Genomic DNA, 12,232 nt, shown 5'->3' on the forward strand with positions numbered 1-12,232 from the left:
CCAGAATGTCCAGGCACTGCGCTGCCGCACGCGGGCTGCCCGGCAGCGCGAACACCAGCATGTCATCCAGCTGCACCACCTCGGCACGGCTCAACCAGGCCATCGGCGTGTGCTGCGCACTCAACGCACGCACCATCTGCGCCAGCCCGTGCACCGGCCGCGCGTTTAACGAACGCAGCGCCTCCGGGGTCAGGTCGCGCGGGCCCAGCCCGGTGCCACCGGTACACAGGCACAGGCGTACGCCCTCGCCCGCCAGCGCACGCAGGCGGCCCGCCAGCGGCTCGATGCCATCGGGCAGTACCTCGGCAGCCACCACCTCGCCACCGAGCGACTGCAGTCCGCTCACCAGCTTCGGGCCGGACTCGTCGGCATAGCTACCCTCGCTGGCGCGATCGCTCAGGGTGATCACCGCACAGGCCGCACCGTTCAGGCCCTTCGGCGGGCGCGGCCTGAAGCGCGCGTGCTCGCCCTCGTCCATGCCATCAGGATGCAGCCACAGGCCGCGCTTGCCGCCTTCCTTGAACAGCAGACGGATCCCCTCGATGCGCAGCGCCGGCTCCACCGGCTTGCTCAGGTCGTACAGGGTCAGCAGTGCGGCGTTCACCCCGGCCAGTGCTTCCATCTCCACACCGGTGCGGGCCTCGCTGGCGCACTCGCACCACACGCGGATCGACTGCCGTTCCGGCACCGGCGCGCAGTACACCTGCACCAGTTCCAGCGGCAGCGGGTGGCACAGCGGCATCAGCATCGAGGCCATCTTCGCCCCCTGCAACCCGGCAATCTCGGCCATCACCAGCGCATCGCCCTTGGGCAGGCGGCGCTCGACGATCAGCGGATAGGCCACTGGACCCGCGTGCAGCTCGCCCACCGCCACCGCGCGGCGGCGGGTAACGCGCTTGTCGCGCACATCGGCCATGTGGAAGGCCGCAGTCAATTCACCCCTCATCGCGCTCCTCATCCTCCGATCGAGGCCAGATGCGGGGTCAACCCGGTCTGGCCCTGGTGCAATCCGTGCCCGGCTGCTTTCAGGCCAAGCTGTGTGGTGATGCGTGCCAGCAGCGCGTCCTGGTCATCGTCGCTCTGCAGCAGCGGGCGCAGCGGCACGCCGAATTCGCCGAACAGGCACAGCCGCAGATCGCCCTTGGCGGTCACCCGCAGGCGATTGCAGCCCTTGCAGAAGTCACGCGAGTACGGCGCGATGATGCCCACCGTGCCGCGATGCTGCGGGTGGCTGAATTCACGCGCCGGGCCGGCATCGGCCGCGCTCGGGCGCTCGTGCCAACCGGCGGCCAGCAGCTGCTCGATCATCACGTCGGCACGCAGGTGGTGCCGCTGGAAATAGGCTTCGTTGTCGCCGGTGCGCATCAGTTCGATGAAGCGCACGCTGAAAGGACGGTCGCGCAGGAAGTCCATCCACTGCGGCAGCTCGTCGTCGTTCAGGCCGCGCAGCAGCACCGCGTTGAGCTTGATGGCCGGCAGACCCAGTGCCTGCGCCATCGCCAGCCCCTGCTGGATTTCCGGCAGGCGGTCGTGGCCGGTGATGGTGCTGAAGCGCTCGCGCTGCAGGCTGTCCATGCTCACGTTAAGCGCGGTCAGGCCGGCCCGGTGCCAGCCCGGCAGGCGCCGCGGCAGCAACGTGCCATTGGTGGTGATGGCCACCTTGCGGATGCCCGGCACGGCCGCCACCGTGGCGATGATCTCATCCAGGTCCTTGCGCAGGCTGGGCTCGCCACCGGTAAGGCGGATCTTGGTCATCCCCAACATGGCAAACGCGCGCACCAGGCGCGCGATCTCGTCCACCGCCAGGAAGCGCGGGCGGCCATCGGCCTGATAACCGTTGGGCAGGCAGTAACTGCAACGGAAGTTGCAGGCCTCGGTCAACGACAGGCGCAGATAGGGAAAGCTGCGCCCGAATCCGTCGGTGAGTTGGCTCATGGCTGTTTCACCTCCTGACTCCACCGTGCCGCTGGGCGCCTGAACGGGTTGTCGACCCGAGCACTCAGAGTGCGCCGGGGCGCTGAAAGCGTCAACCCGCGGCCCCGACTGCGAATGCACCGATTGGTAGGGCCGCCAGCCCTGTCGTTTTCGAACCGCCTGCCGTCCCCCACTCCTTCACCCAACCACGACGCCTGTCGCAGATTGCCTGGTCGCAGTGGACCAACGCGGCAGCCAGCGCTGCCAGTACTTAACAGCGTGGTTCAATGCCGAAAGCGTCTCCAATCGTGAGCTATTTGCAACTCTTCTGATTGGCATTGCACAGCGACGCGGGCTCAGATGGCGTGCCACCGAAAACGGGTGGCCGGGTTTCGAATCCCGTGTTGGCGTTGAGTGATTGCGCTTGCCAGCCGGCGTCCACATTCCGTGGCGCCGGCTGGCAATCCGTCTGCCGGCTATGGCGGGCGGTGCGTGGGGGCGTTCGCGCCCACCGGCTTGACGTCAACCCGGATTCGAACCACGTACCGTCCGCCACCTCTGTGTGGCGGCTACCGATTGCCTTGCACGGAGCCTCGCCATGAACGGATCTGACCTTCCCCACCTGCACGCCTACCGTGACCCGGCCAATGACGATGACCTGGCAGAGGCTGTGCCCTGCGCGGATGCGAATACCCTGATTGCCAACCTGAAGCGCATCGGCAAAGGCGCTGCGGCCGACGGGCGGCCCTGGCCGGAGCGGCATCAATTGCCCGGGCGCTGCATGGCGCTTGCCGATGCCGATTGCGCACTGGCCGGGTTGCGGGTGGTACAGGAGGTGCTGCTGGCGGCAGAGCGAACCCGGCAGAACGGCGAGCCCGAGGACTATGTGGGCGACCGGGTGATGGAAGGGCTGATGCTGGCGTGCCTGGCGTTGAGTGCGCAGGCTGTGGGGCGGTTGCAGGTGGAGGGGTGAACGCGGCCCGTGTGGAATGCATTCTTCTCGCGCTGCCAGCGCAGGCCAGCAGGCCCAAGCTGGAATGCCGGGACAGCAAAGCTAGCGCTCCACTGCACCTCGGGAGGCGAACAACCAGGAAGAAGCAAAACTTCCCAGCAGGCATCCTGCGGCAATGGCAGCAAACAATCGCCACCCTTGGCCTCCACCTGTAACCAAGGTGTAACCGATCGCGCCCAATGCCATTGCACAGAGAATCAAGCCTGACATGAAGCACTGCTGGACAAATTAGCCAAATTCAAACAAAGGGGCATCAATCGTCGACCTATGCATTGGCTGCCGCATCAGTATCGATAGAAATCCTGAAACAAATACAATAAGCGCGACGAAAACCAGCGTGAGGATCAGCCCATCCGCGAACGACCCGGCCACCTCGTGCTCCCCGACCATCGGGCCGGCAGCCAAGCCAGCGACGATCAATCCGACGTTCGCGATTCTCGGTGCATTAAATTTTTTCATCGGCCAGTCATCGGCGTTACCAGTTGCGCCCTTGTTACACGTGATGAAACGATTCACTACTGCTCGCAAACTCCAGAACTGTCACCGATTAATCGAGCCGTCTGAGCAGACCAGCTCTCCAGAAGATGCTGTGCGCCTGATCCGCCACCGCTCTTCAGTACAGAAAGAATTGCATCCAATCTACGTTGAACCGCATTGGACATTGGCAAATTCAAAAGCCTCTTCAGCGTGGCATCTGCCGCAACGAAATCGCCAAGCCGGATGGCGGATATGTATTTTATCCACTCCGAGTACTCGCTAGTGAAGTCAAGGCCGTCGACATAGATCAACAGATCTGCCGCCGTCTTCACCGCCTCAAGTTTTTTGGCGTGCGTCTTATGCATCCCACAGAAAAAATCTTTATCCACTTCCGCGCTTGCAATCCTCTGACCTAGAGACATGTGCAGGAAGGACAAATCATCATAGGTCGGAACTACGAAGGTCCATATATAGGTAGAGGATGGAGCAGGATCCAACGTGAAGCCTGAGATAACATCCCGCGTATGAAATGCAATCAAAAAGTTGCCAACGGCGCGCAGACCACTACTCTTGGCCCGGCGCTTCATTCTCCAAAGTGCTATGGATTTCATGCCAGGGCACTCACCTTTCCAGAACGCCGCAAAGTATAGTACCTCTAGGGAGATGCTTGTGGTAATTGCTAATTTCCGCTGCAGCCAGACCAGCGACTCCCGACTTCAAGCCCATTACATAATCAAGTCAAGCCGTTGGATGTCGGTCACGCTTATCGATATCGGCAACGACCCTGCCCTGGTGATCAAAGTACTCCCCCCCAAACTGCTTCCAGTCTTCATTAGTGCTAGCGTGCACCGTCAAGCCAGTGATGCAAGGATGCGCTGCAGGATCGTCTATGACCCCGACATTACCTCCATTTTCAGACCGCATGAGGCTGCCCCTCCTCTTCGCACTCTGCTTGATACTCACCTCCTGCGATCTGGTGATGGACAGTTCCTACGCCACGAAGCAGGAAGCCGTCGACGCCGAGATGATTGCCAAGGGCTGGATTCCCGCGTGGGTGCCCGATGAGGCTACCGACCTGCGCGAGGTGCACGACCTCGATTCAAACGTGAGCGCGCTTGCCTTCAGCAAACCACGCAGCAAGCAGTTGTTGTTGCCGCCCGGTTGCCGGCCCGTCGACCACAGCGCTACGCAGCCGGCGCTGTTCAATCGAAGCTGGTGGCCGAGTGAGACCGCTCTGAAGCGCTCCTATACCTTCTTTCGTTGCGAGCCCGAATTCGGCAAGTCGATCTTCGTCGCAACAAGCGGCACGGGCAATCGCGTGCTCTTCTGGCGCACGTACGCTCGCTGATGCGCATGCCCGCCCTCCTCTTCAACCCGAAATTACAGATGCGCATTCCAGGAACGGTCCTTACCACCCTCGCCCTGTGCCTGTTGCCCAGCCTTCCAGCTTGGGCAGAGCAAAGCACGCCTGCCGATGTGGAAGCGATTAAACAGGTGATCGAGTCCTTCCGCACCTCGCTGATCAACAAGGACAAACCGACCTACATGAGCTTGTTCTTCTCGGATAGACCGGAAGACATCGGCTGGCAGTTCGTGTCCGAAGACCGGCGATTGGCGGACATCCGCACGGCCAAGCCCGATGCGGTCAAGGCACGAAAGATCCCATCGAACAACTTCATTTCGCTCATCGATGAGGCCGTGGCCACTGCAGAGCGACGAGAGGAGAAGTTCTTCAACACGAAGATCGACACAGACGTCGATGCGGCATCTGTGTCGTTCGATTACAGCTTCCACGCCAACGGTGCGAAACAAAACTGGGGCCGGGAAATGTGGCAGCTGATCCGCACCGAACGGGGCTGGAAGATCTTTTCAGTGATCTATTCGATACGCGACAAACGCAGTCCTGGGGAGAGCTGATACTCCGTTTCAGCCAGTCAACGTCAACCGCCACGAGCAGCAGAATCCTGATTCCGCAGCCGCTTCGCAAAATACCGCGTAGGCGACTGCCCCAGCGCTTTCTTGAACATCGTGATGAACGCTGTCACCGACTCGTAGCCCAGGGTTTCAGAAACCCGCTGCACCGCCGCGCCGCCGGCAAGCTCCCGAATCGCAACCAGCAGGTGCAGTTGCTGCCGCCAGCGCCCGAACGACAGACCGGTTTCCCGATCAATCAGGCGCGTCAACGTGCGCTCGCCCAGTGCCAGGCGTTTGGCCCATTCACTGATGGTGCTGCGGTCGGCCGGATCGGCCGACAGCGCCGCAGCCAGCGCACGGATCTTGGGGTGATCGCTCACCGGCAGGTACAACCGCTCGGCCGGCATCTGCACCAGTTCGTCCAGCAGCACCCGCGCCAGCCGCTCGACATGCCCGCCGCGCGGGTAGTCCTGCGGCACATCGGCCAGGTGCAGGATCATCTCGCGCACCATCGGTGAGAGCGCTGAACGAGACTCGCTTGGAATGCACCTTGCGCCTCCAGGCTCACCAGCGAACGGGAAAAGGCCCACCGGTACTGCAGCCCCCCCCCTTTGTCTCGCGTTTTACTCCGTCTCATCAACAGCATTGCCCCTCGCTCACTCGCCTGCCGCCCTCTTTCCGGATAGAGCAACCAGGAAGATCAGAACAAGGGCGATGCACACTGCCACGTTGAACAAGAGGATGGGGCGTATGGCGAGGTAGAGCTCCCCGACTCCCAAGGAATAAGAACCATGATTGGACTGCGAGCCCAGCGCTCTGGCAATGATCTGAATCCACACAAGCGAAGCTATCTGGACCGCAATGATTCCAATCGCGGAGAAGAGCCTTCTGGTGGGAGTTCTACCAACCATTGCGAAATACGCGAGCACCAAGAGGGCCGCATAGAAAACAACCAACATCCAAGTCATCCATCCTCCCCTGCGGAAACTTCAGCGCTCACGCACCCCGTGCTCGCCGACTTTGATCAGACCTTCCCTGGCGCGATGAAACCGTTTGCTGTGCCTTGGCAAGCCACGGTCAACACCCCTTCCATCTCCGGCATGAATCCATGCACGCCGCCTCGCAGCTGGGAACGCCCAATCCGTCAGCCTTGGGGGGCTTGGTCATCTCCGGGATCGACAGCTGAGCCGGCCGCATGATGAGCAGTGCTGCTCGTACTCCTTGATGCACGATGGCTTGCAGCACTACGCCGGCGTCCGTGGAACTGAAAAGTCTTCATCGTTGACGCCGTTTCTTTCCTGAATGGGCTGATGGACTGTCGCGCAGCCCTTGTCGGATCGCGATATCCAACGCTACTGCCGCCGCGACGAAGCACATCGCCGCGACGGCCCTCTCATAGGCCAATTGGCCAAAGTACTGCTGAATCGCAAATCCAAAACCACAAAGTCGACCGCACAGCGTGCCGCTATTGTTGATTCCAAACTTCAGAACCAAGACGCCCATGAAGGCAGCCAGACTGCAGAATACCAAGCCCGGAAAGAAAACGAGGGGGCGCCAAGCTCGCTTGGGTTTCGACATCAACGGCTCCAATACTGATGGAATATCTCAAAACAGACACTACTTGCGGGAACGCCATACCTTGAAAATTTCGATCCCCCAGCCATAAGGCTTCGGATCCACCGGTCCAAATGGGGGCGAGCCCTCATTGCAGTACGGTTCCAGGCACTGATATCCGCGCGAATTGACCTGTGCAACCGTCGGGTTCGAGGGCATCCAATTCGTCTGAACGTCATCATTGAGAGAACAGGCGAGGAGGCTGGCACGCTTTATAGCTTTCCTGCAGTACTGAGTGTAATCGAACTCTGACATAAGACTCGCCATATTCTCGGCTGAAGCCACGGACTCAGGTGAGAGACCGTTCGTGTAGATGGGTGTCGTGTGGCTGTTACTTTTGATCTCTCTTCTGATTGCCGAGTTCCACATCGCACGTTGGCGCGAATTCCCACCACCGGGTCGACCACGCTGCTGGCCTTCAGAGTCGATAAATGAGATTGGATCGGAGTCCACATAAGCGAAAGTGGTGATTCCTCCAAGAAGACCAATCCGATCGCTCTGTGAATATCGACCAATCGCCGGCTCATACTCGCGCTGGTAGTTGTAGAACAACCCACTCGCATCCGTCGCCTGCTGCCCAGGGAATCGCAACGCCAGCTCAAACGCCACTCCATCCCCATCGGGGTCGTCGTCCGGTGCTTGATCACCGAACACTTCGCTCTTGTTGCTCCACTCCCAGATCGCAACATCGCGCACGGAGTCGATCACCACGCGCGGCGTACCCAGGTGGTCCGGCTGGATGTAGGCCAGCTCCGGCACGCCGGTGCCCGGCACATTGATCAGTGCCACCGGATAGTTGTCCAGCCAGATCGCCTGTTGCTGCGCCTGCCCCGTGGCCGAATAGTTGCCCAGCCACTGCCCTGCCTCGCCATACAGCGTGAGCTGTGCTGCACCACCGGCTGGGGTGCGCAGCACGCGCTCGCCGCGATGGTTGTACGCATAGCTCTCCAGCACGGCGCTACCCTGCTTCACCGCGTTCATCCGGTTGGCATCGTTATAGGTGAACACCTTGCTGCCAATGCTGGTGGTGTTGCCCGATGCGTCGTGATTCCGCACCTCGCCATCCACCGCAGTCAGCCGGTGGCTGGTTGCCGGATAGGTATAGGCGGCCGTTCCAGCCGACGTAGTCAGCGAGGTCCGGTTGCCGGTGGCGTCGTAGCCGTAGGTTTCAATCGGCGTGCCGGTCGTACCGTCCTGGGTCTGGGTCAGGCGGCCGAGCGCGTCATAAGCGTACTTGGCCAGCACTTCGGACCCTGCGCCGTTCTTCAGCTCGGTGATCGAACCCACCGGATCATAGCCATAGCTCAGCGACAGGCCCCCTGCCGCCGGGTCATGCACGGCCTGCGGGCGGTAGTCCAGGTCCAGCGGCCGCTGCAATTGACGGCCGTTGCCATAGGTCCAACCGGTCGCCGGGCCGAAGGCTGCATAGCTCACGTTGTTCACCACGATCTGGCGCGCTTGGCCAGGCCGGGTCAGTCCGATCTGGCTAATGCGCCCTTGGGTATCGCGCAAGTAGTCAGCCACGCTGCCGTCCGGGTAGGTCAACGCCGTCAGGCGGCCCGAGTTGCTGTAGGCATATCGCAACGTGCTGACGACACCGTTGACGGTCTGCACCTTGCGGGTGATCTCGCCGAAGCGGTTGTGGCAGTACTGCGTGCTGCCACTGGCGTGCAGCACCTGCCCCAGGCGCCCCTTGGCGAATCGCTCATCAGCCACGCAGACGGCCGGCGCCACATCATAGCTGTAGCCCACGTCCAGATTGGGGTCCGGATAGGCAATACCAGTCAGGCGGTTGAGTGCATCGTACTGATAGGTGGCAGTGACACCGCGCGCGTCGGTGGCGGTCTTGCGGTTGCCAGCCACATCAACAGTGAAGCTGCTGGCGCCACTGTCCGGACTGATCTGGCCGGTCAGGTCACCAAAGCCGTTGTACGCGTAGGTGGTGTGCAGGCCCTTCGGGTCGGTCACCTGGGTGACCTGGTCCAGCGCGTTGTACTGGCTGCGGATTTCCGCCGCAACACCGCCGACGTCCTGCAGGGTCCGCGCCAGCCGGTTCAGCGGATCGTACTGCTGGCTGGTGACGCGCTGCAGGGCGTCGGTCACCGTCTGCGGGTTGCCGTTTGCATCGTAGGTGAAGCTGGTGGCGTGGTTGCCGGCGTCCTTCAGCGCCGTAAGCTGGCCAATCGTGTTGAAGGTGCGTGCCAGGGTGCGGCGCAGGGTGCCGCTCGCATCCAGGGTATCCTCCTTCAGGCGATTGCCGGCATTGTCCAGCGTGTAGTGGACGGTGTTGCCGGCGTTGTCCTCGATGTCGGTCAGTCGTTGTGCCGCGTCATACACGTAGGTCACGCTGCTGCCATCGGGCTCGGTGACCTGTTGAACCTGGCCGGTGGGCCAGTAGCTGATCTGGGTGGATCGATCCTCGGCGGTGGTGGCGCCGCGTACGGTCACCGAGTTGGGCCAGCCACGAGCATGGTAGGCGTAGTCGGTGACCACGCCATTGGCATCCTTCACCGACAACGGTCGCCCGTAGGCGTCGCCTGCCGGGAGTCCCAAGGACGCACTTGCATCGGGCGTGCAGCGCGGCGACGATGCGGTTCGGTTTAGGGGAACCCTGCATGGAATTGCTGACGCTCGACCATTTCGCCCGCCACGTTGACCAGACCTTCTTGGCAGTCATCAACGACGGCGAGGTTCCGTTCGTGCTGGTGGAGGCGCGCGCGCTGAATCCATCGCAACTGCCGCCAGGCGCGGCGCGTGTGCCGTTCTCGCTGTTGTTCCGCAACGGCTCGGCCTTCCTGTTTCCGCAGCAGATCTATCAGATGCGCCACGCCGACGTCGGTGAGGTAGGCATTTTCCTGGTGCCGGTGGCGCGTGAGCAGGCGGGATTCCTGTATCAGGCGATCTTCAACTGAGAATGTGCCCCGCGGACAGGCAGGCGGCGGCGTGTCGCCGGCTCAGTCCCGTGCCCAACGCAGCAACAGATGCGAGCCCTGGTCGTGGATAACGGCGAATCCCGCGCGCCGGTACAGGCGCTGCGCGGCAACGTTGTCAGCCTGCACGTGCAGGGTCATGCCGCAGCCCAGCACGGCGGCCTCGCCTTGGCTGTGGCTGATCAGCGCCGCAGCCAGGCCACGTCCGCGCTCACCGGGAAACAGGCAGACATCGACGATCAGGTGATCTGATGTTCCGCGCTGCAGGTAATAGCGGCCAACCGGCACACCGCCACGCTCTATGGCAAGAAAATCCGAATCGCCGTAGTGCGCCTGGTAGTGCTGGTGCTGCAGCGCGAACTGGCTGTCGACAAACGCGCGCTTGGCCGCCGCGGGCCAAGGCACCGGAGCCAGTTCCTCGGCGCGGGTGCTGGCGTAGAGATCGCGCAGCCACGGCAGGTCCTCATCGCGCAGCGGGCGCAGGACATACCCGCGCTCGCGCAGCCACGCAGGGGTACGCAGGCGGTCGTCGCGGCCCGCCGGAAATGAGGTGAGCTGCGACGAAGCCTGCATATCTTCAGCTGAAGCTGGGGAACACACCCTGCAACGCGATGCAGAAATTCGTCGCGAGGTAGGGCTGGCGGTTTTCATGCGGCTGGCCGCCACCGGACGGACCGATCATGCTGGGACTGAACTGTGCGTTGGCGGTGGCGTTGGCCACGAACGGCGCCCCTGAGGTCGGCAGGCCCAGGTAGTTGCCGGCCACCGGAGTGCTGGTGCGCTTGGACTGGTCGGGCTGGTTGTAGATCGTCAGGGAGTGGCTGTGCGACGGCATTTCCATCTGCGTCAATGCCACCGAATTGCTGCCATAGGCTTCACCGATGCTGCGTGGGGACAGCCCCGCACCCTGGCCCTGCTCGGTGGCCGCGCGGTTGACGAAGTTGGGCAGCTGGAACGTCGTTCGTCCGTCGCCACCGTACTGGGTGCCCAGCAGCGAAAACAGCGCAGTGTTCTGCTGGATCGGCAGGGTCACGCCATTGCAGCTTGCCCAGCCACGCGGCGGGAAGTTGAAGCCGAAGATCTGGATTTCGCCGATGAAAGGTTCGGTCATGGTCGTGTCCTGGAATCGAGTATGCGCAGGTGGCGGCTCAGCCTTGCGAAGGGAAGACGCCAGCCCAGGCGATGCAGAACTGCACCGTGAGCGTGGGCATCTCGTTGTCGTGCGGCTGGTTGCCACCCATGCTGACAACGGCATTGGCCGCCAGGGTCGCGCCGTTGGCCCCGGTGATATCGGTGACGTACATGGTCTCGCCTGACAACGCTGCCGGCACTACGGTAGCGCCAACCGCACCGGTGGTTGCCAGGCCGGTGGTGGCCATCAGCGATGGGGTATGTTGCGGCAACTGCGTCTGCAGCAGAGTGACACTTTCGCTGCCCGCTTTCTGCCCGATCACGTAGGTACTCAATCCCTGTCCGCGGCCCTGGTGGATCGGCACGCGGCCACGCAGGTCAGGCACACCGAAGGTATTGATGCCGTCGCCGCCGTAAGTGGTGCCGATCACGGTGTACAGCATTTCGTACTCGGCAATCGATTGAAGCGAACCGTCGCATGCGAACCAGCCGTCGGGCACGCGCGCAAAGCCGAACATGCGGATTTCTCCGATGTAAGGGGTGCTCATGGGGAACTCCTGTAATGGGCGTCGGAAGAATCAGTTGCGCGACGGGAAAATGCCGTTCAGCGCGATCACGAAATTGATCACGGTGTAGGGCTGCAGGTTCGGATGCGGTTGGCTGCCGCCGCCCGGCCCCACGCCCTGCAGTGGAACCAGGGTGCCGTTGGCCGGTCCGAAGATGGCGCTGCCGCTGGTGCCGTACAGGCCCCCGGTAGGGTTGCGGGCCGTACCTGCAGTGGTGGTGCCGTTGACCACCGGGCTGTGGGCCGGAACCTGAGTGGGCAGCAGGGTGACGCTCTCCACACCGCCCACTTCCCCTTGGACGTAAGCCGCAGGGTTCCAGCCCCCATCCGCCGAAGGACCGGCGCCCACCGGGGTACGCGATTGCAGGTTGGGCAAGGCGAACGTGGTTCTGCCGTCACCGCCGTACATGGTTCCCAGCAGAGAAAACAGCGCCTGATTCTGGGCGATGGAAAGCAGCTGTCCGTTGCAAAGGGCGAATCCCTTGGGCGCGAACGCGAACCCCGTGAGCATTATCTGCCCGAGGAAGACTTCGGTCATACCTTTTCCCCCGAAAGGTTGGTGGCATGGACGTCATGTCCGCTGCCGCCGCTACTCTCGCTCACACTCCGTATGCCGTACAAGCAAAATCTATGTGCGGGCGCAACATTAATAATTCATGAATATACGGGCTCTTT

The 12,232-nt window shown here is 62.3% G+C and carries 15 protein-coding genes and 1 pseudogene; 4 read left to right on the top strand and 12 right to left on the bottom strand.

The window, feature by feature from the left end; genetic code table 11:
• Together moaCB and moaA are read right to left on the bottom strand one after the other, a co-directional pair.
• A partial coding sequence (moaCB, locus tag WKB25_RS17060) for a bifunctional molybdenum cofactor biosynthesis protein MoaC/MoaB (RefSeq protein WP_340571891.1) occupies nt 1-946 on the bottom strand: 946 nt, incomplete at its 3' end.
• An 8-nt stretch (nt 947-954) separates the two neighbouring features.
• On the bottom strand, nt 955-1,935 hold the full coding sequence (gene moaA / locus WKB25_RS17065) for a GTP 3',8-cyclase MoaA (protein ID WP_340571892.1): 981 nt from the start codon (nt 1,933-1,935) through the stop codon (nt 955-957).
• 577 nt (nt 1,936-2,512) lie between these two features.
• Between moaA and WKB25_RS17070 the strand changes: the two genes are divergently transcribed.
• Nucleotides 2,513-2,887 (top strand): hypothetical protein, encoded by a 375-nt coding sequence (locus WKB25_RS17070; protein WP_340571893.1) that lies wholly within the window; start codon nt 2,513-2,515, stop codon nt 2,885-2,887.
• 267 nt (nt 2,888-3,154) lie between these two features.
• On the opposite strand, the gene WKB25_RS17075 is transcribed toward WKB25_RS17070, so the two are convergent.
• Together WKB25_RS17075 and WKB25_RS17080 are read right to left on the bottom strand one after the other, a co-directional pair.
• Entirely contained in the window at nt 3,155-3,442 is a 288-nt protein-coding gene (locus tag WKB25_RS17075) for a hypothetical protein (RefSeq protein WP_340571894.1), read from the bottom strand.
• Nucleotides 3,442-4,014, bottom strand: a complete 573-nt coding sequence (locus WKB25_RS17080; RefSeq protein WP_340571895.1) for a hypothetical protein — start codon at nt 4,012-4,014, stop codon at nt 3,442-3,444. Before WKB25_RS17080 ends, WKB25_RS17075 begins: the two co-directional genes overlap by 1 nt.
• Nucleotides 4,015-4,382: 368 nt before the next feature.
• Here WKB25_RS17080 and WKB25_RS17085 point away from each other — a divergent pair, with 368 nt between their 5' ends.
• On the top strand, nt 4,383-4,751 hold the full coding sequence (locus WKB25_RS17085; RefSeq protein WP_340571896.1) for a hypothetical protein: 369 nt from the start codon (nt 4,383-4,385) through the stop codon (nt 4,749-4,751).
• A 38-nt stretch (nt 4,752-4,789) separates the two neighbouring features.
• The gene (locus tag WKB25_RS17090) at nt 4,790-5,320 is read left to right on the top strand and encodes a nuclear transport factor 2 family protein (protein ID WP_340571943.1); all 531 of its coding nucleotides are present in this window, start codon (nt 4,790-4,792) and stop codon (nt 5,318-5,320) included.
• A 23-nt stretch (nt 5,321-5,343) separates the two neighbouring features.
• Here WKB25_RS17090 and WKB25_RS17095 read toward each other — a convergent pair whose 3' ends face one another.
• The 4 genes and pseudogenes from WKB25_RS17095 to WKB25_RS17110 all read right to left on the bottom strand — a co-directional run.
• On the bottom strand, nt 5,344-5,817 hold the full coding sequence (locus WKB25_RS17095; RefSeq protein WP_340571897.1) for an AraC family transcriptional regulator: 474 nt from the start codon (nt 5,815-5,817) through the stop codon (nt 5,344-5,346).
• 156 nt (nt 5,818-5,973) lie between these two features.
• Nucleotides 5,974-6,276 carry a hypothetical protein gene (locus tag WKB25_RS17100; RefSeq protein WP_340571898.1) on the bottom strand — a complete coding sequence of 101 codons (303 nt, stop codon included), beginning with the start codon at nt 6,274-6,276 and terminating at the stop codon, nt 5,974-5,976.
• A gap of 316 nt (nt 6,277-6,592) precedes the next feature.
• The gene (locus tag WKB25_RS17105) at nt 6,593-6,895 is read right to left on the bottom strand and encodes a hypothetical protein (RefSeq protein ID WP_340571899.1); all 303 of its coding nucleotides are present in this window, start codon (nt 6,893-6,895) and stop codon (nt 6,593-6,595) included.
• Nucleotides 6,896-6,934: 39 nt separating this feature from the next.
• Nucleotides 6,935-9,466 (bottom strand): annotated as a pseudogene (locus WKB25_RS17110) (RHS repeat-associated core domain-containing protein); the annotation flags it as partial.
• An 80-nt stretch (nt 9,467-9,546) separates the two neighbouring features.
• On the opposite strand from WKB25_RS17110, the gene WKB25_RS17115 reads away from it, so the two are divergent.
• Nucleotides 9,547-9,843: a hypothetical protein gene (locus WKB25_RS17115; RefSeq protein ID WP_340571900.1), complete on the top strand. Its 297-nt coding sequence runs from the start codon at nt 9,547-9,549 to the stop codon at nt 9,841-9,843.
• A 42-nt stretch (nt 9,844-9,885) separates the two neighbouring features.
• Here the strand turns inward: WKB25_RS17115 and WKB25_RS17120 are convergent, their stop codons facing one another.
• The 4 genes from WKB25_RS17120 to WKB25_RS17135 are packed head-to-tail and all read right to left on the bottom strand — an operon-like array spanning nt 9,886 to nt 12,095.
• Complete coding sequence (locus WKB25_RS17120; protein WP_340571901.1) at nt 9,886-10,434, bottom strand: GNAT family N-acetyltransferase; 549 nt, start codon at nt 10,432-10,434, stop codon at nt 9,886-9,888.
• A gap of 4 nt (nt 10,435-10,438) precedes the next feature.
• Nucleotides 10,439-10,972, bottom strand: a complete 534-nt coding sequence (locus WKB25_RS17125) for a tail fiber protein (RefSeq protein WP_340571902.1) — start codon at nt 10,970-10,972, stop codon at nt 10,439-10,441.
• A gap of 37 nt (nt 10,973-11,009) precedes the next feature.
• On the bottom strand, nt 11,010-11,540 hold the full coding sequence (locus tag WKB25_RS17130; protein ID WP_340571903.1) for a tail fiber protein: 531 nt from the start codon (nt 11,538-11,540) through the stop codon (nt 11,010-11,012).
• 30 nt (nt 11,541-11,570) lie between these two features.
• A complete protein-coding gene (locus WKB25_RS17135) occupies nt 11,571-12,095 on the bottom strand; it encodes a tail fiber protein (RefSeq protein WP_340571904.1) in 525 nt (174 codons plus the stop codon).
• Nucleotides 12,096-12,232: the final 137 nt, after the last annotated feature.

The organism is Stenotrophomonas sp. G106K1 (assembly GCF_037969685.1).
Lineage (GTDB): Bacteria > Pseudomonadota > Gammaproteobacteria > Xanthomonadales > Xanthomonadaceae > Stenotrophomonas > Stenotrophomonas lactitubi.